Annotated in this window: 21 protein-coding genes and 1 pseudogene; 9 read left to right on the top strand and 13 right to left on the bottom strand. The window is 70.0% G+C overall.

The genetic code is table 11. The features are described 5' to 3' along the window. The first annotated feature begins 390 nt into the window (after positions 1 to 390). Positions 391 to 1,233, top strand: coding sequence for a TIGR02391 family protein (locus BCF44_RS19250; RefSeq protein WP_170217615.1), 843 nt, complete (start codon positions 391 to 393; stop codon positions 1,231 to 1,233). 390 nt (positions 1,234 to 1,623) lie between these two features. Here the strand turns inward: BCF44_RS19250 and BCF44_RS19245 are convergent, their stop codons facing one another. The 3 genes from BCF44_RS19245 to BCF44_RS19235 all read right to left on the bottom strand — a co-directional run bounded on the left by BCF44_RS19245 (position 1,624) and on the right by BCF44_RS19235 (position 4,956). Further along, complete coding sequence (locus tag BCF44_RS19245; protein ID WP_116175700.1) at positions 1,624 to 2,139, bottom strand: hypothetical protein; 516 nt, start codon at positions 2,137 to 2,139, stop codon at positions 1,624 to 1,626. Positions 2,140 to 2,422: 283 nt separating this feature from the next. Further along, positions 2,423 to 2,635 carry an Imm1 family immunity protein gene (locus BCF44_RS19240; RefSeq protein ID WP_170217614.1) on the bottom strand — a complete coding sequence of 71 codons (213 nt, stop codon included), beginning with the start codon at positions 2,633 to 2,635 and terminating at the stop codon, positions 2,423 to 2,425. A 143-nt stretch (positions 2,636 to 2,778) separates the two neighbouring features. Next, entirely contained in the window at positions 2,779 to 4,956 is a 2,178-nt protein-coding gene (locus BCF44_RS19235) for an MMPL family transporter (RefSeq protein WP_116175698.1), read from the bottom strand. Between the two features lie 106 nt (positions 4,957 to 5,062). On the opposite strand from BCF44_RS19235, the gene BCF44_RS19230 reads away from it, so the two are divergent. Further along, a complete protein-coding gene (locus BCF44_RS19230) occupies positions 5,063 to 5,779 on the top strand; it encodes a MerR family transcriptional regulator (protein ID WP_170217613.1) in 717 nt (238 codons plus the stop codon). Here BCF44_RS19230 and BCF44_RS19225 read toward each other — a convergent pair. Beyond that, positions 5,709 to 6,731, bottom strand: coding sequence for an aldo/keto reductase (locus BCF44_RS19225; protein WP_116175696.1), 1,023 nt, complete (start codon positions 6,729 to 6,731; stop codon positions 5,709 to 5,711). The genes BCF44_RS19230 and BCF44_RS19225 overlap by 71 nt on opposite strands. A 96-nt stretch (positions 6,732 to 6,827) precedes the next feature. Here BCF44_RS19225 and BCF44_RS19220 point away from each other — a divergent pair, with 96 nt between their 5' ends. Continuing rightward, positions 6,828 to 8,294: a DHA2 family efflux MFS transporter permease subunit gene (locus BCF44_RS19220; protein ID WP_116175695.1), complete on the top strand. Its 1,467-nt coding sequence runs from the start codon at positions 6,828 to 6,830 to the stop codon at positions 8,292 to 8,294. Here the strand turns inward: BCF44_RS19220 and BCF44_RS19215 are convergent. From BCF44_RS19215 to BCF44_RS19205, 3 genes are read right to left on the bottom strand one after another with little or no spacing between them, the layout of a single operon-like run. Beyond that, complete coding sequence (locus BCF44_RS19215; protein WP_116175694.1) at positions 8,184 to 9,215, bottom strand: lactonase family protein; 1,032 nt, start codon at positions 9,213 to 9,215, stop codon at positions 8,184 to 8,186. The genes BCF44_RS19220 and BCF44_RS19215 overlap by 111 nt on opposite strands. A gap of 22 nt (positions 9,216 to 9,237) precedes the next feature. After that, on the bottom strand, positions 9,238 to 9,660 hold the full coding sequence (locus BCF44_RS19210) for a MaoC/PaaZ C-terminal domain-containing protein (RefSeq protein WP_116175693.1): 423 nt from the start codon (positions 9,658 to 9,660) through the stop codon (positions 9,238 to 9,240). Next, positions 9,660 to 10,103, bottom strand: a complete 444-nt coding sequence (locus BCF44_RS19205; protein ID WP_116175692.1) for an FAS1-like dehydratase domain-containing protein — start codon at positions 10,101 to 10,103, stop codon at positions 9,660 to 9,662. Before BCF44_RS19205 ends, BCF44_RS19210 begins: the two co-directional genes overlap by 1 nt. 215 nt (positions 10,104 to 10,318) lie before the next feature. Here BCF44_RS19205 and BCF44_RS19200 point away from each other — a divergent pair, with 215 nt between their 5' ends. Together BCF44_RS19200 and BCF44_RS19195 are read left to right on the top strand one after the other, a co-directional pair. Then, a complete protein-coding gene (locus tag BCF44_RS19200; protein WP_116175691.1) occupies positions 10,319 to 11,083 on the top strand; it encodes an AfsR/SARP family transcriptional regulator in 765 nt (254 codons plus the stop codon). A gap of 44 nt (positions 11,084 to 11,127) precedes the next feature. After that, a complete protein-coding gene (locus BCF44_RS19195) occupies positions 11,128 to 12,150 on the top strand; it encodes a TIGR03617 family F420-dependent LLM class oxidoreductase (protein ID WP_211353104.1) in 1,023 nt (340 codons plus the stop codon). A gap of 51 nt (positions 12,151 to 12,201) precedes the next feature. Here BCF44_RS19195 and BCF44_RS19190 read toward each other — a convergent pair whose 3' ends face one another. From BCF44_RS19190 to BCF44_RS19175, 4 genes are read right to left on the bottom strand one after another with little or no spacing between them, the layout of a single operon-like run. Then, positions 12,202 to 12,684, bottom strand: a complete 483-nt coding sequence (locus BCF44_RS19190) for an ester cyclase (protein WP_116175690.1) — start codon at positions 12,682 to 12,684, stop codon at positions 12,202 to 12,204. 26 nt (positions 12,685 to 12,710) lie between these two features. Next, positions 12,711 to 13,415, bottom strand: coding sequence for an SDR family oxidoreductase (locus tag BCF44_RS19185; protein WP_116175689.1), 705 nt, complete (start codon positions 13,413 to 13,415; stop codon positions 12,711 to 12,713). Beyond that, the gene (locus tag BCF44_RS19180) at positions 13,412 to 14,062 is read right to left on the bottom strand and encodes an HAD family hydrolase (RefSeq protein WP_116175688.1); all 651 of its coding nucleotides are present in this window, start codon (positions 14,060 to 14,062) and stop codon (positions 13,412 to 13,414) included. Before BCF44_RS19180 ends, BCF44_RS19185 begins: the two co-directional genes overlap by 4 nt. Next, a complete protein-coding gene (locus BCF44_RS19175) occupies positions 14,055 to 15,008 on the bottom strand; it encodes an AfsA-related hotdog domain-containing protein (RefSeq protein WP_170217612.1) in 954 nt (317 codons plus the stop codon). The genes BCF44_RS19180 and BCF44_RS19175 overlap by 8 nt, the downstream gene beginning before the upstream one ends. A 186-nt stretch (positions 15,009 to 15,194) precedes the next feature. Here BCF44_RS19175 and BCF44_RS19170 point away from each other — a divergent pair, with 186 nt between their 5' ends. The 3 genes from BCF44_RS19170 to BCF44_RS19160 are packed head-to-tail and all read left to right on the top strand — an operon-like array spanning position 15,195 to position 17,717. Further along, positions 15,195 to 15,452, top strand: a complete 258-nt coding sequence (locus BCF44_RS19170; protein ID WP_116175686.1) for an acyl carrier protein — start codon at positions 15,195 to 15,197, stop codon at positions 15,450 to 15,452. Further along, positions 15,445 to 16,665: a beta-ketoacyl-[acyl-carrier-protein] synthase family protein gene (locus BCF44_RS19165; protein ID WP_116175685.1), complete on the top strand. Its 1,221-nt coding sequence runs from the start codon at positions 15,445 to 15,447 to the stop codon at positions 16,663 to 16,665. The genes BCF44_RS19170 and BCF44_RS19165 overlap by 8 nt, the downstream gene beginning before the upstream one ends. Then, positions 16,662 to 17,717: a beta-ketoacyl synthase N-terminal-like domain-containing protein gene (locus BCF44_RS19160; protein ID WP_116175684.1), complete on the top strand. Its 1,056-nt coding sequence runs from the start codon at positions 16,662 to 16,664 to the stop codon at positions 17,715 to 17,717. The genes BCF44_RS19165 and BCF44_RS19160 overlap by 4 nt, the downstream gene beginning before the upstream one ends. A 45-nt stretch (positions 17,718 to 17,762) precedes the next feature. On the opposite strand, the gene BCF44_RS19155 is transcribed toward BCF44_RS19160, so the two are convergent. Both BCF44_RS19155 and BCF44_RS58545 read right to left on the bottom strand, forming a co-directional pair. Then, positions 17,763 to 18,365, bottom strand: coding sequence for a response regulator transcription factor (locus BCF44_RS19155; protein WP_116175683.1), 603 nt, complete (start codon positions 18,363 to 18,365; stop codon positions 17,763 to 17,765). 229 nt (positions 18,366 to 18,594) lie between these two features. Continuing rightward, positions 18,595 to 18,726, bottom strand: coding sequence for a hypothetical protein (locus BCF44_RS58545; protein ID WP_281283133.1), 132 nt, complete (start codon positions 18,724 to 18,726; stop codon positions 18,595 to 18,597). Between BCF44_RS58545 and BCF44_RS57625 the strand changes: the two are divergent. Then, a pseudogene (locus tag BCF44_RS57625) lies at positions 18,673 to 19,207 on the top strand (ISAzo13-like element transposase-related protein); the annotation flags it as partial. The gene BCF44_RS58545 and the pseudogene BCF44_RS57625 sit on opposite strands and share 54 nt — an antisense overlap. Positions 19,208 to 19,294 lie beyond the last annotated feature (87 nt).

Here is a 19,294-nt window from a genome sequence, read left to right as displayed (position 1 = left end):
TCAGGCAAGAGGAACCGTGTAGTTAGCGTGCAAGATCGGCCTCGGACACTCTCTCGTGGCATCCACACCGCATGTGACGTACCCGGGTCTGAGCACCCTCGAGCACACAAACCGTGCGCACGTCACCACTTCAGGTAGCTGCAGCATCAGCAGGTGGATTCGATGATTGGCCCGATCCTCCCCGGCAGCTCAGCAAAAACGCAGGCCAACCAGCCAGTTGCTGGCGGTCGCCGCGTGCTACCCCTGCCGGTGATCCCCGCGCCAGCACCGCGTCGAACCACGAACGCTGTCTATCGCGTGGCCACAGTGGATCGCTCACCTTCTGGGTGAATGCCGTAGTCGGCTCGCATCTGGTCTAACCCGCGCGCACCAGCATGCGACGATCACCTGGTGATTGAGGCACGGACGAGACCTGACAACCTCGGGTCACTCATCGGCGCGGTCAAGGAGTTCCGGTCGGCGCTGGTGGCCCTGCTGAAGCTCTACGAGGAGAGCAGCCCCGCGACGCCGGGGATCCTGCCCGCGATCACGCCCCGCAAAGGGGCTCGACGGACTGAGATCGCGCAGCGGACGAAAAGGGTCGCGCGGGCGTCCGGGCTCGCCGCCAACGCGTCCTCGGTTGTCGATATCGGTATCACTGTCCAGGAGGTCGGGGTCCTGGACCCCATCACCGCCTGGCAGACGATCACCCGGCCCAAGCCGCTGTTCACGGCGGCCGATGTGTTCGGCGCCTGCGACCAGGCGATCAGCCGACTGGAAAGCCTGAGCGCGCAGGTGCCAGCTCAGCACCCGCCCGTGGTGGGTATCGACGCGCTGCACCCCACGGTGTCGGATGCGGCCGGGCCGCTATGGCGTGACGGGCACTTCCGCCAGGCCGTCGCGGCCGCCGCCGACGCGGTCGTGCTGATGGTCAAGAAGCGAACCGGCCGCAACGACATCTCGGAAACCGCGTTGTGGCAGGAAACGTTCTCTGACAAGGAGCCCCAATCTGGCAAGCCTCGGCTGCGATGGCCGGGGAGTCCGAACGATCGGGACGTGATCACGATGAACAGCGGTCTGCGGCTGTTCGCCCCCGGCGTCCAGATGATCATCCGCAATCCCGCGGCGCACCAAGCAGACCAACTCGATCAACAGACCGCGTGGGAACAACTGTCGACCGTAAGCCAGTTGGCTCGATGCGTCGACAAGTGCGAACTCGCGCAAGCTCCCCCGCCGGACGGTGCACCGCTATGAACGGCGGTTGCCTCGCTTGTCAGCCGATGCCCAGAACCTTCTGCGCGGAGGTCGGTGAGCATCGAGTGCTGGGCGGCGGCGAGGGTGACGGTGCCGAGGCAGATGGCGTTCCTGACCTTGGTCTCCACGCTGTCCTCGCCGTAGGTTCCTCCCCTACCGCTGTGCGGCGCGGACCACAGGCTGCGCGGGTCTCGCGGATCGCGACATACAGATCGTGGAATGGATCGTGACCTACGTGACGGCCGGCGACTGCCATGAGGTGCCGTTGCCGTAGCGGGTCGCGGCCTGTCACGAGTAGATCTTCCATAGGTCGGGCCCATGGGGCAGATGCAGATCGTGGCTGAGTTGTCGGCGCCGCTCGCCGTGGCGCTGTAGTGAACGCTATGGGCGTCAACCCGCCAGCACCTTCTTGCACAGCTCGCCGCTGCTGGCGACGAAGGCGTCCGGATTCTTCGGGTTCTTGATCACCATCATCACGGTGCACGCGCGGCTGCCGCCCTGCGCGGAGAACACAGCGCCGTTCGCTGACCGCAGCGCCGGATAGGGGTAGCCGGCGACCGGCGTCGAGTCACCATAGATGGACTTGAAGCCCGACAACACCTGGGTGAAGTCCGGGCCGTCGAACACGTGCACGCTGAGCGCACCATGGCTGGCGTAGCTGGCCGTGAAGGTACAGCCGTGGTCGTAGATTATGGCCGTGGAGGGCGCGCCGGCGTTGACGGCCTCGCCGAACATCGCGCCGGCGTCGGCCTGGCTCAGGTACTTGCAGGCGTCGATGGAAGCGGTCGGGGACGACGACGTGGTCGTCTTGGGGGCGCCGGCGGCCACGTCGGCGGGCGTGGACTGGGCGCAGCCGGCGGTCGCGACGGCGACGAGCAGCAGGGTGATCACCTGGAGGATTCGCATGGCGGCAGATCCTGAGGCATGCACCTAGGTGCACCGCGTCCTGGTATCGCCGCCTGCCCCTAGAGGCAGGCCGGCTGTGGGCGAGTGGTGGGGAGCTCGTGGCAATGAGCTCGCCGCCCATTGGTGGTCCCGTCGCCGTTCGCGCCCGTCGCCGTCGTACCGGCGTGTAGGGGATGGTGGTAGCGAATCCCTTACAGAGCAACGGACACTGCCATGCCGGTGGCCGGTGGGTGCGCTCGCGGCACCTGCGCTCCTAGAAATTCGACACCAGGTTGCGCCGCTGCTATCCCTCAACCTCCATGCGCATCCCGTTCATGTGGCCGTGGACCCAGCCGATCGTTTCAGGCCGGTCACCGGTCCCGACCCTGCAGAACTCCTCCAGGGCGGCACGGATCTGCGGGATCGGCAGTACGCTCTTTCGATCAAGGTAGACCGGGGTCCAAGGGTCCGAGACGACCTTCGGATCCTCGACAGGTGGTTCGGGGTTGTTCGACACCCAAACATGGTCGAAGATCCCCCCCGCGCTTCGGGCTACTTCGCTCGACAAACCACACCAGCCCGTTCCGTCGAGCGAGCTGTCGTACAAAGAGGACGCCACCTTCTACGGCGTCATTCTGAAACCAGTTCTAAAACTCAAGATTAGACGCGGGCGGACTGGGAGTCGGGGACGGGGGCTGGCCGGTCGTCGTCGCCCTCGACGAAGCCGTGGCGGGACCACCAGCGAGCCAGCGGGGCCGGTGCCCACCAGGCCCAGCGGCCCAGGAGCTTCATGGTGGCCGGCACGAGCAGGCCGCGGACGATGGTGGCGTCGACCAGCACGGTGATCACCAGCCCGACGCCGATCATCTTCATGAAGGTGATACCCGACGTGAGAAAGCCGCCGACGACGATGGCCAGCAACAGGGCGGCGCTGGTGATGATGCGGGCGGTGCGCTGCCCGCCCAGCGCGATGGCCTCTTCGCCGTCGCCGCCGCGGGCCCACTGCTCGCGGATCCGGGACACTAGGAACACCTCGTAGTCCATGGACAGGCCGAAGGCGATGGCCACGATCAGCACCGGGAAGTTGATGTCGATCGCCCCGACCGGCACGAAGTTGAGCACGCCGGAGAGCCAGCCGTCCTGGAAGATCAGCTTGATCGCGCCGAAGGACGCCGACAGCGACAACAGGTTCAGCAGCAGTGACTTGAGCGGCAGGACGACGGAGCCGAAGGCCAGGAACAGGGCCAGGAACGCGACGACGGCGACGAAGAGGATCATCCACGGCAGGCGCGCGGTCACCATGTCCACAATGTCCACACGGGACGCCGGCATGCCGGTGAAGGACACAGTGGCGCCGGTGGGCGGGGACTGCGCGCGCAGGTCCTCGACAAGCGTACGGGCCTCCCGCGACTGCGGATCCATGGCGTAGCCGACGGAGATCCGCGCCAGGTTGTCGTACGTCCCGGTGACGGACGCGCCGTGCACGCCGGGCACGGCGGCGAGCCGCTGGGCGTAGTCCCGCACCGCGGACGACGCCGCACCCACCGAGCCGGGCAGCTCGACGACGCCGGTGATGACCTTGGCCGGATCGGCCTTGAACTGGGTGGCCAGCTGCTGGGTGACGGCGCGGGCGTCGGCGTTGACGGGCAGCACCCAGTCGCCGGGACGGGCCCAGTTCGCGCCCAGCAAGGGAAGCCCGAGAGTGACCAGCACAAGCACGATGCCGACGGCGCTGAGCACCGGCCGCCGCATGACGGTCTTGGCGACGCGGTACCACCGGCCCTGGGTCTCGTCGGCGGGAGTGCGCCAGCGCGGCAGCGGAATCCGCAGCGCGTCCACCCACGGCCCGGCCCACTTCAGCAGCGCCGGCAGCACGGTCAGCGAACTGGCGGCCGCGAGCAGCACAGTCGCCACGCCTGCGTAGCCCATCGACTGGAGGAAGCGGGACGGGAACAACAGCATGCCCAGCAACGATGTCGCGACGGCCAGCGCGGAGAAGGCGACCGTGCGGCCAGCGGTGGCGACGGTGCGCTCGATGGCGGCATCGACGGTCCGGCCGCCGCGCAGCTCCTCCCGGAACCGGTTGACCATCAGCAGCGCGTAGTCGATCGCGAGGCCGAGACCCAGCACGCTGACCATCTCGATGGCGAACGTGGACAGGTCGGTGAAGATCGTGACGAACCGGAGCAGGCCCAGCGAGCCGATCACCACCAGGATGCCGATCGCCAGCGGGAACGACGCGGCGACCAGGCTGCCGAAGATGATCACCAGCAGCAGGAGCAGCACCGGCAGCGACAGCGCCTCGGCCCGCACGATGTCGCTGGCGCTCTGTGCGTTCACCTGGGACGTCATCGGCGTCATGCCGCCGAGCCGCACCGTCACGCCGGGCGCGTTGAAGTAGCTCTGGATAGCCTTGAGCTCCTTGACGCGCTCCTGGTCGTCGCTGGACCGCAGCTGGAGCGTGGCGTACGCCGAGTGCCGGTCGCTGGAGACGTAGTCGGCGGAGTGGGTCGACCAGTACGAGTCGAGTCGGGTGACGTCGCCGCGCGGGATGGCGGCCAGCGCCCGCTGCACCGGCTGGGCGAAGCCCGGATCGTCAACTGTCTTGGTAGGACTGGAGTACACGGCGACCACGTCGCTCACGTCGCGGCCCAGCGGGCCGGCGAGCAGCTGGTCGGCGTGCACGGACGCGCTGTTCGGATCATCGAAGCCGCCACCGCCGCTGAGCGACCCCGGCGCCCCGCTCCCCCACAGCCCGCCGAGCACCAGCAGCGCCAGCGCGACGATCAGCACGGCGCGGTGGTGCCTGGTCACGAACCTGCCAAGGGTGGCGAACATGCCAACCCCTTCCTTGGATAGTCGCGCTGCCCACTACCTATACCTAGACTGTTGGCGCCGGCGTTTTCGCCGGCAAGTACGGTGTGACCGTCGGAAAGGAGTGGTCGTGCGGATCGCTGAACTGAGTCGGTACACCGGGATGCCGGTGCCGACGATCAAGTACTACCTGCGTGAGGGGCTGGTGCCGCCGGGCGAGCGGACCAGTCCCAACCAGGCCCAGTACAGCGAGGAGCACGTCCGCCGGCTCAAGCTGGTCCGCGCGCTGATCGACGTGGGCGGGCTGTCGGTGGCCGCGGCCAAGACCGTGCTGGCCAATGTGGACACGCCCGACCGCGGCATCCTGCACAGCCTGGGCAAGGCCCAGTACTCGATCACCGTGCCGCGTGAGCACGTCGAGGACGAGGCCTGGGCGGCCTCGCGCCGCGACGTGGACGAGCTGATCGGCCGGCACGGCTGGCAGGTGCGGCCGCGTAACCCGGCCCGGGGCACGCTGGCCGAGGTGATCGCCACGCTGCGCCGCCTCGGCCAGGAGGACTACGTCGCCGCAGTGCTCGACGACTACGCCGCGACGGCCGAGCGGCTGGCCGAGACGGAGGTGCGGGAGATCCTGCGCCGGCCGGACGTGGACAGCATGGCCGAGGCGGTGGTGATCTGGACGCTGCTCGGCGACGCCCTGCTGGCGGCACTGCGCCGGCTCGCCCAGGAGGCCGCCGCGGAGCGGCTGACCTCGACCGACCAGGCGGACGGGCATGTCACCGGCGCCGCAGCGACGGCGTCGTCAGGTCCGGCTCCTGCCAGCCGGCGTCGGCGGCGTTCAGGGTGACGCCCGGCGGCACGATCTCGTCGATCCGGTCCAGCACGTCGTCGCTCAGCCACACGTCGGCAGCGGTGAGCTGACTCTCGAGATGCTCGATCGTGCGGGGTCCGATGATCGCCGACGTGACGCCCGGGTGCCGCAGCACGAACGCGATGGCCAGCTCGATCAGCGTCACGCCGGCCTCGTCGGCCAGCTTGGCCAGCGCGTCGGCGGCCTCGAACTTCTGCTGATTGCCGGCCAGGTTCATGTCGTAGCGGTCGGACAGCATCACCACCCGCCGACTCTGTGGCACCTCTAGGCCCTTGCGGTAGCGGCCGGTCAGCCAGCCGCCGGCCAGCGGGCTCCAGGTGATCACGCCCATGCCGTGCCGCCGCGCGGTCGGCAGCACGTCGGCCTCGATGCCGCGGACCAGCAGCGAATACGGGGGTTGCTCACAAACGAAGCGCGCGAGGTTGCGGCGGTCGGACACCCACTGCGCCTCCACGATGCGTGAGGCCGGGTAGGTCGAGCTCCCCAGGTAGCGGATCTTGCCGGCCCGCACCAGGTCGGTCAGCGCGGACAGCGTCTCCTCGATGTCGGTGTCCGGGTCCGGCCGGTGGATCTGGTAGAGGTCGATCCAGTCGGTGTCCAGCCGGCGCAGGCTGTTCTCCACCTCGCGCACGACCCAGCGGCGGGAGTTGCCGCGCTGGTTGACGTCCTCGCCCATCGGGTTGTGCACCTTGGTGGCCAGCACGACGTCGTCGCGGCGGCCCTTCAGCGCCCGGCCGATGATCTCCTCGGACCCGCCCTGCGAGTAGACGTCGGCGGTGTCGATGAAGTTGACGCCCGCGTCCAGCGCGCGGTTGATCATCGCGGCGGACTCCTCGTACTCGGTGCCGCCCCACAGGCCGAACATCATGCCGCCCAGGCACAGCGGGCTGACGCGCAGCCCGGTGCGGCCGAGAACGCGGTGCTCCATCTGTCTCCCCCGATCAGAACGAGAAGCTGTCATTATCACTATCCATAGCTATACTATCCGAAGCGACCCGCCGTCTCGCAAGCCCCTGGAGGGCCGATGAGCAAGTCCGGCAGCGGGCCGACCACCTTCGCGCTCACCGGCGTCGCGGCCTTCATGGCCTCGATGGACAACCTCGTCGTGACCACCGCGCTGCCCCGGCTGCGCGCGGACCTGCACGCGAGCCTGGAGAGTCTGGAGTGGACGGTCAGCGCTTACACCCTGACCTTCGCCGTCTTCCTGCTGACCGCCGCCATCGTCGGCGACCGGTTCGGCCGGAAGCGGATCTTCACCACCGGCATCGCGGTCTTCACGGCCGCATCCGCCCTGGCCGCCCTGTCCGACTCCGCCGGCATGCTCATCGCCGCCCGCGCCATCCAGGGCGTGGGCGGGTCGGTGATCTTCCCGCTGGCCCTGACCATGCTGGTGCGGGCCGTGCCGACGCGCCGCCGCGGCCTGGCCATCGCCGGCCTGAGCGGCATGAGCGGCCTGGCCATCGCGCTCGGGCCGCTGGTCGGCGGCCTGATCGTGGAGTACGGCGACTGGCACTGGATCTTCTGGATCAACGTGCCGATCGGCGTGGTGCTGGTCCCGCTGGCGGCGGTGCTGCTGCGCGAGAGCCACGGCCCGCACTCCCGCCTCGACGTGCGCGGTACGGTGCTGGTCACCCTGGCCATGGTCGGTGTCGGCTACGGCCTGGTGCGCGCCTCCAGCCTCGGCTGGGGCAACCCCCAGGTGCCGCTGTCGATCGCCGCCGGCCTGGTGCTGTTCGCGGTGTTCGGCTGGTGGGAGCGCCGGGCGGCGATGCCGGTGGTGCCGCCGCAGTTGTTCCGCAGCAGGGGTTTCACCTTGTCCAATCTGGTCTCCCTGCTGGCCCAGGGCGGCATGTTCGGTGCCGTGTTCCTGCTGACCCAGTTCCTTCAGAACGTGCTGGCCTACCCGCCGATGACCGCCGGCCTGCGCACCCTGCCGTGGACCCTGATGCCGGTCATCACCGCCCCGCTGACGGCCATGCTGGCCAACCGCTTCGGCGTGCGCCGGCTGCTGATCGTCAGCGCCCTGGTGATGGCCGCGGCGCTGGGCGCCTTCGCGCTGGTCGTGTCGACGAACACGCCCTACCTCGAACTGCTGCCGGCAATGGTGCTGGCCGGCGTCGGCATGGGCATGTTCTTCGCGCTGGGTGCCCGGCAGACGCTGGACTTCGTCACGCCAGAGCAGGAGGGCGTCGCCTCCGGGATGAACAACGCCACCCGGCAGCTCGGCGTGGTGCTGGGCATCGCCACGCTGTCCGGGGTCTTCGCGGCCAACGGCGGATACGCCACCGCGGCGACCTTCGTCCGGGGCCTCGAACCGGCTCTGTGGTTCGGAACCGCCGTGCTGGTGGTCGCCGCGGTGGTGCAGTCGCTGGTTCCCGTGTCACACCAGGGCGACGCAGGCGGGAGTGGGCACCGCGAGGGTGGGCTCGACGAGCTCCAAGAGCCCGCTGTCCTGGTCGATCCCGAACGTGGCGACCGTGCCCGCAACTAGGTTCGGCACGTAGAGGCGGCTGCCGTCGGCGGCGACCACGACGTCCCAGGGCAACGTGGCCGCCGCGCCAACCGGCTGGCTGTGCACCGGCCGCAGCGAGCCGCCGTCCTCGGAAACCGCGAAGACGGCGATGCTGTCGTGGCCGCGGTTGGCCGCGTACAGGAACCGCCCGTCCGGGCGGATCGCCAGTCCCGAAGGGGCATTCCACAGCTCGACGCCGGCCGGCAGGGTGGACACCGTGTCGAGGATCTTCGGCTGTCCGGTCGCGATGTCGTAGCCACAGACGACAATCGTCGACGCCAGCTCGGTGTTCACGTACAGGTGCCGCCCGTTCGGGTGCACGACCAGGCTGCGCGGGCCGACGCCGGAACCCAGCCGCACCCTGGCGTGCTCGGACAGCGCGCCGGTTTCGCCGTCGAAGTCGTACACGTACAGGCAGTCGGTGCCCTTGTCCGTCACGAGCACGCGCTCGCCGCTCGGGTCGGCGACGACGAAGTGCGGGTGCGGTGACTGCTGGGCGACTGGGTCCGGCCCGGAACCCGTGTGCTGCACCAGGTTCGCCACCTCGCCGAGCGAACCGTCCGGCGCCACCGGGAAGACGACCACGCTGCCGGAGTCGTGGTTGACCGCGAACAGCCAGGCCCCGAGCGGATGAAGGCTCAGCTGCACGGTGCCAGCCCCACGCGCCGACTGGTCGCCGATCGGCGTCAGCACGCCTTCCGCGCCGATCCGCAACGCGTGCACGCGCCCGTCGGCGACATTGCTGGCCACGTAGAGGACGTTCCCTGACACGGCGAAGCCGAACGGGTTCGGCACGTCGGTCTGCACGCTGGCCGACGCCCCGAAGCCGGCCGCCGTGATGCCGTGCGTCAGCCTGTCGGCGCCCGCGTAGCCGCCGATGAACATTCTGGTCCCAGTCATCTCTCCCCAACTTCCTTGTCTGTCAGGCCAGGCGGACGACGGCGCGGGCCTTGGTCAGCACCTTCTCGCCGCCACAGAACACCGTGATGTCCACTCGGACCGTCCGGTCCACGCACTTGCGGCCGACGGTGCCGACCACGCGCAGCTCGACCCCGGCCGCGTCGTCCGGCACCACAACGGGTTTCGCGAACCGGCCGCCGCATTCGACGACGGCCGCCGGATCGCCACACCAGTCGCCGACCGTGCCGACGGCCAGCGCCAGCGTGAGCATGCCGTGCGCGATCACGTCGGGCAGACCGGCGGCCACCGCGGCGCGGGCGTTCCAGTGGATGATGTTGAAGTCGCCGGACGCGCCCGCGTAGCGGACGAGGTCGGCGCGGTCCAGCCGGACGACCCGTTCGGGCAACGCACTGCCCTCCTGGACGTCGTCCCAGTTCGGCCGCATCAGGCGGCCCGCGCGACGAGCGTGCTGACCGCCGTGCAGACCTGATCGCCCTGCACGGTCGCGACCCGGCTGGACAGGGTCAGCACGTCGTTGCCGCCGACGCTGTCCACGGCGGCGACCGTGACAGTCACGGACAGCAGGTCGCCGGCGTGGATCGGCCGGCTGTGGGTGAACTGCTGCGAGCGGTGCACGACCCGGCTGAAGTCCAGCCCCAGCGCCGGATCGAAGATCGCCTGTCCCTCCGCCGACATGGTCAGCACGATGGCGAACGTGGGCGGCGCGAGCAGGTCGTGGTGGCCGAGCGCGCCGGCTGCGGTCAGGTCGTGGTGAAGCGGATGGTGCTGGCCAGTCGCGCGCGCGAACTCGCGGATCTTCTCCCGCCCGACCAGGTAAGGCGCGGTCGGCGGATAGGTCCGGCCGACGAAGCCGGCGTCGATCGCCATCGGTCCCCCTCCGGTGGTGGCGTGCCGTGGCGACGCTAGCCCGGCGTGGTCGAAACAACGTCAAACCACCCGGCTTACCTGGACGTGACCCGGAATCCGCCCCTGTACCACTAAAGAGGCATCCTCGTTGATATGGATAGCGTTGAGTGCTACTAGTTATGCCGGGCGTCTCTGGGGAGCGACGCCCGGGGGGAACACGGATTGCAGGGGGAGACATGATCCGAATCGCCGTGCTCGGCACTTTGGAGCTCCATACCGAGGAAGGGGTCTACGTGCCGCGCGGACCGAAGGTCCGCAAGGTGCTCGCGCTGCTGGCGCTGCGCGCCAACCAGCTCGTGGACGTGGACACGATCGCCGACGAGCTGTGGGATTCCCGGCATCCCAGGACGGCCGTCACCACCATCCGCACGCACGTCTACCACCTGCGCAAGATGCTGGAGCAGGAGACATCCGTGCCGATGCTGTCCGAGCTGCTGCTGACCCAGCACGCCGGCTACATGCTGCGGCTGGAGACCGGACAACTCGACGCCGAGCTGTTCCGCACGGCCGTGGACCGCGGCCGCGCCCAGCTCGCTCGGGGCCGCTACGAGGAGGCGGCCGAGGTGCTGCGCGGGGCGGTGGCGCTCTGGCGGGGCCCGACGCTGGCCAACGTCCCGCTCGGGCCGGTGCTCACCAGCTATGTGGACCACCTGCGGGAACTGCGGATCCGCGCGCTGGAGATGCGCGTTGAGGCAGAGATGCGGCTGGGGCACCACCGGGAGCTGGTTCCGGAGCTGCGGAAACTGGTGGCGGCCAACCCGTTCAACGAGTGGCTGCACGCCCGGCTGATCGACGCGCTGCGGCTGTCCGGGCGGCGCCGCGAGGCGCTGGAGGCCTTCCGGGCGCTGCGCACCCTGCTCGACGAGGAGCTGGGGCTGGAGCCCTCGGCGGAGCTGCAACAGCTCCAGTACGACATCCTGACGGCCTCGCGCGCGTCCTGACGGCTCTTTCGTCTTATCCACCAACGACATTACGGGGGGATACCGTGCGTGTTGATTTCCACACGATCTCCGTGTCTCCGACCCGGATCGCGGAGATCGCGGCCGAGGTCGAGGACATCGGCTACGACTCGCTCTGGACATCAGAGATCCAGTACGACCCGTTCATCGGGCTGGCCCTGGCCGCCCAGCGCAGCTCCACGCTGGCGCTGCGAACCGGACTGGCGGTCGCCTTCGCCCGCAACCCGATGACCATGGCCATCCTGGCCAACGACCTGCAGACGCTGTCCGGCGGCCGGTTCTCGCTGGGCATCGGCTCGCAGATCAAGGCCCACATCACCCGCCGGTTCAGCATGCCGTGGTCGCAGCCGGCGGCCCGGATGCGCGAGTACGTGCTGGCCATGCGGGCCATCTGGGAGAGCTGGGCCACCGGCGGCCGGCTGCGCTTCCGCGGCGAGTTCTACCGGCACACGCTGATGGTGCCGTTCTTCAACCCGGGCCCGAACGAGTTCGGGCCGCCGCCGGTGCTGCTCGCCGGCGTGGGCGAGCGGATGACCGCCGTCGCCGGCGAGACCGCCGACGGCTTCCTGGCCCACATCATCACCACCCGCAAGTTCCTCCAGGATTTCACGCTGCCGATCCTGAGCAAGGCGCGGGCCGAGGTCGGCCGGTCCATGGACGACTTCGAGATCCACATCACGCCGATCGTGGCCACCGGCCGCACCGAGGAGGAGTACCGGTCCGCCGTTGACCACGCCAAGCAGCAGCTGGCGTTCTACGCGGCCATCCCGAGCTACACCCACGTGCTGGAGACGCACGGGCTGGAGGACCTGCGCGACGACCTGCACCGGCTGTCGGCCGAGGGGCGGCTGGCCGAGGAGGCGGCCGCCGTCATCGACGACGGCGTGCTGGACACCTTCACTCTGGTCGGCGAGCACAAGGAGGTGGCCGCGAAGCTGCACCAGCGGTTCGGCGACCTGGTCACCAGCATGTCCTTCTACCAGCTGCACGGCAGCGAGCCGGAGAACTGGCGGCCGATCCTGGCCGAACTGCGGCGGCTCCAGCAGTGAACACAGCGGCGGGGTGGACCCGATGGGCCCACCCCGCCGCTGGCGCCTCGATCAGTCGCCCGCCGCAGCGCCGGCGTCGGCCGGCGTCGGGACCTCCGGCGTGAACACACCGATCTGGCGCAGCAGGGACAGCTCGTCGCGAGCGCCCCAGTGCTCCACCGCCTGGCCGCCGGCGATGCGGTAGAAGTGCAGGTGCTGCACGCGGACCTCGCGGCCGGTCGGCGGAATACCGAGGAAGTCCCCGGTGTGCCGGCCGCTGAAGGTCATCCGCACCGCGAACTTGTCGCCGGCGGCGAAGAAGTCGTCGGGCTGCCAGGTTGCGTCCGAGAATGCGCCGCGCATGTACCGGGCCGTGGCCAGGTAGCCGAGCGGACCGCCGCCGACGCCGGCCGACGCCTCGTGGTCGACGAAGTCCTCAGCGACGTACTTGAGCGCCGCCTCCTCGTCGAGCTCGGCGAACACGCGGGCGAGGCCAAGCGCGACCTCGATGGTCTGCGGCGGGATGTCGCCGAACGGGCCTGCCGGTTCCGACATGCCGTCCTCCTTTCGAAAGGTAAGTGTCAGTTGCCCATGCCGAAGCCACCGCTGACCGGGATCAGCGCACCGGTGACGAAGCCGGCCGCGTCTGCGGCGAGGAACCGCACCACGTGCGCGACCTCCTCCGGCGTGCCCGGGCGGCGCAGTGCGGTCGTGTCCAGGACCCATTGCCGCCGCTTGGGCTCCACGTCGGCGACCATGTCGGTGTCGATCAGCCCCGGGCACACCACGTTCACGGTGATGCCGCGCGGACCCAGCTCCCACGCCAGTGAGCGCGCGAAGCCGGCCAGCGCGGCCTTGGACGCGGCGTAGTTGGTGATGCCGGCGCCGCCCATCAACCCGGTGGCCGAGCCGATCAGGATGATCCGGCCCCAGCGGGCGCGGACCATGCTCAACGCGGCCCGCTTGGCCACCCGCACCGCGCCCATCAGGTTGGTGCCGACGACGTCCAGGAAGTCGCCGTCGGGCATGGCCAGCAGCAGGCCGTCCCGGGTGATGCCGGCGTTGGACACCAGCACCTCTACCGGTCCTTGATGGGCCGCGACCTCCTCGAACGCGCGCTCGACCGACGCGGTGTCGGTGACGTCGCAGCGCACGCCGAACAGGCTGGCCGGTGCCTCGCCGGTGCGGTGGGTGATGGCGACCTTGTCGCCGGCGTCGGCGAAGGACCGGGCGATGGCCAGGCCGATCCCCCGGTTGCCGCCGGTGACGAGTACCGAGCGGGTCACGTGGCGCCTCCGGTGGTGCCGAGCAGCTCGTCGAGCCGCGCGATGGCCTGGTCGGTGTCGGTGAACTGGATGGCCCGCCAGCCCTGGGCCCGCGCGCCGGCGCAGTTAGCCTCGAGGTCGTCCACGAACACCGACTGCGCGGCCGGCACGCCAGAGCGCAGCACGGCCAGGTCGAAGATCTCCTTGGCCGGCTTGCGGAAGCCGACCTGGTAGGACAGCAGCACGTCGTCGAAGAGCTCGTCGGGCGGGACCATGGCCCGCCAGTGCGCGTCCCACGACGGCACCATGTTCGACAGCATGCCGACGAACAGCCCGTCCGCGCGGGCCCGGCGCAGCCGCGCCAGCCACGCCGCGTTGGCCTCCCGGCCGCCGAACCAGGCGTCGGCGAAGCTGTCCACCGCCAGCGAGATGCCGTTGGCCAGCAGCTCGGCCTTGACCTGGCCCAGCCATTCCTGCTCGCTGACCAGCGGCGTGTCCAGCGGCAGCATGACGTCGGTGGTGTCGTAGCGCTGGGTCACCGCCCACACGGCGGCCATCAGGGCGTTGCGGTCGACCTCCCACTTCTGGCAGAAGGTCTGCAGCGTGACGGCGATCGGCGGGGTCAGCACGCCGCCGAAGTCGGTCCACACGGCCTTGACGTCAGGCATGGCCGCCTCCGCTCAGGGTCACAGTGATCTCCGAGATCTCGTTGCCGCCCTGGCGGAACACGACCCGGGTGTCCGGCGCCGCGACCCGGGCCAGGGCGGTGATCGGCTCGTCCAGCTCGGCGAACCGGTGGAACCGGCCGGCGAGGCCGGCCACCGAGGTCCGCTCGAGCACGGCGCCGGTGCCGTCGTCGGCGGCATACAGCGCCAGCTGCCGGGCGGCCTCGGTCAGGGTCAGCGCCGGCACGTGGTCGTAGTCGTGGTCGAACAGCGCCCGGTTGGCCAGGCGCGGCGTGACCCGCACCAACACGCCCGCGTGGGTGCGACGGGGCTCGGCCAGCACGACGTTGACCGGGTGCACGCGACCGACCAGCTGCGGCGGCAGTTGGTCGCGGTCGACGACGTCCGGCAGGCACGCCGTCGACCGCGCCGGCGTGTCGCGCCACATGTTCCGCAGCGCGTCGTGCTCGCCGTAGCTGACCAGCAGCACCTCGATCTCCACCACGCCGACGTGTGCGGTGCCGACGTGCAGCTGGTGGATGACGTGCCCGGTGCGCGGGCGGCCACCGCGGGTCCGCACCGCCTTGAACCGGGTGGCCATGGTCAGCTCCGTCGGCCGCCGGCCGACCACTAGCGGGGCCAGGTTGGTCAGCCGCACGCTGAACGAGTTCACGATCAGCGAGGTCTCCAGCGGCACGGCCAACTCGTGCGCACCGTAGATCGAGGCCTGCCGGGCCGCTTCCAGCACGAGCAGCGGGTCGACGTGGCAGGGCGTCTGGGTGTGGTCGTTGTAGTAGCCGTGGGTGAGCGGGAGCTGGGCCGCGGCGCCGAACTCCATGTCGCCCGTCGGCCACATGTCCGTGAGGAAAACCTCGGCGACGGCCTGCCGGTGCACGGTCCTGCGGTCGACAGTGCGCAGGAACGAGCGGCGCCCTTCGGTGGTTGTCATCATTTCACTTCCGTGGGTAATCGTGGCCGGAACGAGACTGACACCGCCGCATGAAAACGGAATGAAGGGCCCGTCAAAGTGACGCCGAATACGCGTGGAGACCGTACAACTTAGGTGTACTACCGCTATCAATTCCCCGCGACGTACATTCGTGTCAAGCAATCGAATGAACGAGGGGGATTACCCGTGCAGACCGACGAGCTGCGGATCCGGATCCGCGAGATCATCGCCCAGGAGCTGGAGCTGGAGCCCGAGGAGTTCACCGACACCGGCCACTTCGTGGACGACTACGACGCCGACTCGCTGTCGCTGATCACCGTGGTGGCCCGGATCGAAAAGGAGCTCGGCGTCCTGGTGCCCAAGGCCGCGCTGCCCGAGATGACCACCCTGGACAGCGCGCTGGCCGTGGTGCTCGCCCACTCGGCGGAGTCGGAGCGTGTCTGACCAGGCGCGGCGGGTCGTGGTGACCGGCCTCGGCGTGGTGAGCAACATCGGCGTGGGGGCCGAGGCGTTCGCCGAGTCGCTGCGGGCCGGTCGCACCGGCACCTCGCCCATCGCCAGCTTCGACCCAGCGGGCTTTCCAGTGACGATGGCCGGCGAGGTGCCCGGCTTTGACCCGGCCGCACTGGTCGAGCACATCGAGCCCGCGCGGTGGGGGCGAAGCGGCCAGTTCGCGGCTGCGGCGGCGCGGCTGGCCGTGCGCGACGCCGGCATCGACCCGGAGCTGCTGTCCCGGGCCAACGCCGGGTCGATCATGGGCACCACCGGCGGCGAGTCGACAGTGATGCAGAAGCTGACCGAGCAGTGGGTGCGGGACGGGCTGCCGGCCATCGACCCGGCGCTGGCCGGTCAGGCGCCGGCCAGCCAGATCGCCACCGCGGTGAACAGCGAGCTGCGGCTGACCGGGGAGGCGCAGACCGTGCCGACGGCGTGCTCGGCCAGCAACTTCGCCATCGGCTACGGCTACGACCTGGTCCGCACCGGCGAGGCCGACTTCATCCTGGCCGGCGGCGCGGACTCGGTGAACCGGGCCACCCACGCCGGCTTCTTCCAGCTCGGGGCGCTGGCCGAAGACCTGTGCCGGCCGTTCGACGCCGAACGGACCGGCATTCTCACCGCCGAGGGCGGGGTCGCGCTGCTGCTGGAGCCGCTGACCAGCGCGGTCGGCCGGGGCGCGACGATCTACGCCGAGGTGCTGGGCTACGGCGTGAACTGCGACGCCCGGCACATGGTCAACCCGGACGCGGCCAGCATCGCCGAGTGCATCCGGCTCGCGCACGAGGCGGCCGGCATCGGCCCGGCCGACGTCGACTACATCTGCGCGCACGGCACCGGGACGCCGACCAACGACGCCACCGAGATCGCCGCCGTGCGCAAGGTGTTCGGCGACGAGGTGCCGCCGATCAGCTCGATCAAGTCGATGATCGGGCACAGCATGGGCGCGGCCAGCGGGCTCGGCGCGGTGGCCTGCTGCAAGGCGCTGGAGCAGGGTTTCCTGCCACCGACGGCCAACCTTCGGCGGACCGACCCGGCGCTCGGGCCGGACCTGGACTGCGTGCCGGGCAGGTCCCGGCCGGCCCGGCTGGACATCGTGCAGAACCACGGCTTCGCCTTCGGCGGCAACAACGCCATCACCATTTTCGGGAGGGTGTCATGAGGCCGCTGGCGATCACGTCCTGCGGGCTGGTGTCGGCGGCCGGGCTCGGCCTGGCCGCCCTCGACCATCCCGAGCCAGCGCCCCGGCCGGAGGCGGACCTGCCGCCGCGACCGATGCGGCTGGTGCCGGAGTTCTCGTTGGCCGACCATATCGGTAAGCGGGGCACCAAGCACCTGGACCGGATGACGGCCTTCGGCCTGGTGGCGGCGAAACTGGCGCTGGCCGACGACGGCGCCGAGGAGAACGGCGCCCGCACCGGCGTGGTGCTGGCGACCAGCACGGGCAGCGTGCGCAGCCTCGCCGCGATCGCGCGGGACACCCTGGTGCAGGACAAGCCGTACCAGGTGAATCCCGCTCACTTTCCGAACACGGTGATGAACAGCTGCGCCGGGCAGATCGCGATCTGGCACGGGCTGCGCGGCGTGAACGCCACACTCGCCGGCGGCCAGGTGTCCAGCCTGTTCGCGTTCCGCTACGCGCGGACGGCGATCGGCCAGCGCCTGGCCGACCGGCTGCTGGTCGGCGGCGTCGAGGAGGCCAGCCCGGCGGTCGCCTGGGCGTGGCACAAGTCCGGCGCGCTGCGCGCCGACACCGCCGTGGGCGAGGGTTGCGCGCTGGTCGCCGTGGAGGACGCCGAGCGGGCCGCCGAGCGCGGCCGCCCGATCCTCGCGCACCTGCTGGCGTGCGAGGTCGGCTACCACCACGGTGGCGACCGCACGAGCATGGCCGGTGCGCTGGCGTCCCGCGTCGAGCGGGCATTGAGCCGCAGCGGAGTGCGCCCGGACGAGGTGGATGTCGTCTCGCTCGGCGCGCACAACCATGTTGGCCTGGACCGGATCGAGCAGCGCGCCGTGCTGGCGGCACTCGGCCGGCAGCCCCGCGTGCTGCGCATCGCCGACCGGCTCGGCGAGACTTACAGCGCCAGCGGCATGATGCAATTGGTGGCACTGCTGCGGGAATGGGCACGCGGCGGGGCGGATCGAGTGGCGCTCATCCCCTCGGTCGGGCGCGACGGCAACCTCGGTTGCCTGGTGGTCCGCCGGCCCGCGTGACCCCTCCCCTGGGTGGCCGTGTCCGCCGGCCACCCAGGGCAGCCGTCAGCGGGTGACCCTGATCAGCGCAGCCGCGATGCCCTTGTTCACGGCGTCGATCCGCGACACCGCGTCCAGCTTGCGGAAGATGTTGCGCAGGTGCCGCTTCACGGTGGCCTCGGTGATCGACAGCACCGCCGCGATCTGCCGGTTGCTCTTCGCCTCCGCCACCAGCGTGAGCACCTCCTGCTCCCGGTCGGAGAGCAGGTTCGACTGTCCCGCCTCGGCGGGCGGCGCCACCGGCTCGCCCGCCGCGACCTCGCGAATGGCGTCCACCAGGTCCTGCCGGCTCACGTTCCGGTCCAGCACGCGGGCGATCCCGGCGGCCAGCATGTCCCGCTCGAAGGCGGGATCCTCGCAGGTGTTGAGGATGACCACCCGCGAGCCGGGCGAGGCCAGCAGCAGACCGCGGGCCGTGCGGACATGCGCCTGCACCGGCCGGTGCAGCTCCAGCAGCACCACATCGGCCCGGGTGCGGACCGCCTGCGTGATCACCGATTCGGCGTCACCCACTTCCGCGACGACCTCGAAGTCTCCTTCTTGAACGAGTGCCTCGCACAACGCCTCACGGAGCAGGGTGAAGTCATTCGCCACAAGAATTCTCACCATGGACACGCTCCGAGCCCCACCGCAAACGCGTTATGCGTCGCGCCAAATCGGACAGCAATATCCTACCAGAAAGGGGATGTCCAACGCAGGCAATTGCCCGATCGAGCGCGACCGTGTCCACCGATCCGGCATACGTCGTCGGACACTCCAAGGGTTACGTTGCGGTAACACGCAACCTCCCATTCCTGTCCGGACTCGAAATCTTGACCGGCCGGCCGACAAGGCCGTTTCACCGTCTGGGCCGCGCGGCCAGCGCCTGCGCGCCGCCGATGATCAAATCGATTGCCGGCGGAAACCGCAGCTCGCGGTGGAGGATCTCGAGGCGGTGCTGGCGGCGAAGTTCGAGGCGGTTCTGCCGCATCTGGACGAGCGTCAGCGGCGGTTGGTGCTTGCCGCGGAGGCCAGGGCGTTGGGGCCAGGCGGGCTCAGGAGGTGGCCCGCGCCGCGGGTGCGCGTGATGCCACGATCTCGGCGGGGTTCGCAGAACTGGACGCGAGCCACGCTCCGCTCGGACGGGTCCGCCGTCACGGCGGGGGCCGGAGGCCGGTGACCACAACCGATCCCATGCTGCCGCCGGCGCTGCTGGCACTGGTGGACCCGGACGTGCGGGGTGGTCCGATGTCACCGCTGCGGTGGACGACGAAGTCCACACGCAACCTCGCCGCCACGCTCACCACCCAAGGCCACAAGGTCGACGCCGGCGCGGTCGCAAACCTGTTGCGGCAAGAGGGTTTCAGCCTGCAAAGCAACGCAAAGACGCTGGACGGCAAGCAGAATCCGGATCGGACGCGCAGTTCCGCTACCTCGACGAACAGGTCCGAACCCGCCAGGAGGCGGGCGAGCACCGCTGTCCACGATCTCCTGAGTGATCTCTGGTCCCCTTCGATCTGACGAATTACGGTCGCGGTGACCGTAAGGACGGATCACGG

This window comes from Kutzneria buriramensis, assembly GCF_003387475.1.
GTDB classification, from domain to species: Bacteria; Actinomycetota; Actinomycetes; order Mycobacteriales; family Pseudonocardiaceae; genus Kutzneria; species Kutzneria buriramensis.
This window is presented reverse-complemented; position numbering and strand designations above follow the sequence as displayed.

Bases quoted from the DNA above. Each gene is read 5' to 3' on its own strand.
- BCF44_RS19245 (WP_116175700.1), bottom strand. From the start codon at position 2,139: ATGCGAATCCTCCAGGTGATCACCCTGCTGCTCGTCGCCGTCGCGACC.
- BCF44_RS19235 (WP_116175698.1), bottom strand. From the start codon at position 4,956: ATGTTCGCCACCCTTGGCAGGTTCGTGACCAGGCACCACCGCGCCGTG.
- BCF44_RS19225 (WP_116175696.1), bottom strand. From the start codon at position 6,731: ATGGAGCACCGCGTTCTCGGCCGCACCGGGCTGCGCGTCAGCCCGCTG.
- BCF44_RS19220 (WP_116175695.1), top strand. From the start codon at position 6,828: ATGAGCAAGTCCGGCAGCGGGCCGACCACCTTCGCGCTCACCGGCGTC.
- BCF44_RS19215 (WP_116175694.1), bottom strand. From the start codon at position 9,215: ATGACTGGGACCAGAATGTTCATCGGCGGCTACGCGGGCGCCGACAGG.
- BCF44_RS19210 (WP_116175693.1), bottom strand. From the start codon at position 9,660: ATGCGGCCGAACTGGGACGACGTCCAGGAGGGCAGTGCGTTGCCCGAA.
- BCF44_RS19205 (WP_116175692.1), bottom strand. From the start codon at position 10,103: ATGGCGATCGACGCCGGCTTCGTCGGCCGGACCTATCCGCCGACCGCG.
- BCF44_RS19200 (WP_116175691.1), top strand. From the start codon at position 10,319: ATGATCCGAATCGCCGTGCTCGGCACTTTGGAGCTCCATACCGAGGAA.
- BCF44_RS19190 (WP_116175690.1), bottom strand. From the start codon at position 12,684: ATGTCGGAACCGGCAGGCCCGTTCGGCGACATCCCGCCGCAGACCATC.
- BCF44_RS19180 (WP_116175688.1), bottom strand. From the start codon at position 14,062: ATGCCTGACGTCAAGGCCGTGTGGACCGACTTCGGCGGCGTGCTGACC.
- BCF44_RS19175 (WP_170217612.1), bottom strand. From the start codon at position 15,008: ATGACAACCACCGAAGGGCGCCGCTCGTTCCTGCGCACTGTCGACCGC.
- BCF44_RS19160 (WP_116175684.1), top strand. From the start codon at position 16,662: ATGAGGCCGCTGGCGATCACGTCCTGCGGGCTGGTGTCGGCGGCCGGG.
- BCF44_RS19155 (WP_116175683.1), bottom strand. From the start codon at position 18,365: ATGGTGAGAATTCTTGTGGCGAATGACTTCACCCTGCTCCGTGAGGCG.
- BCF44_RS58545 (WP_281283133.1), bottom strand. From the start codon at position 18,726: ATGCGGCAGAACCGCCTCGAACTTCGCCGCCAGCACCGCCTCGAGATC.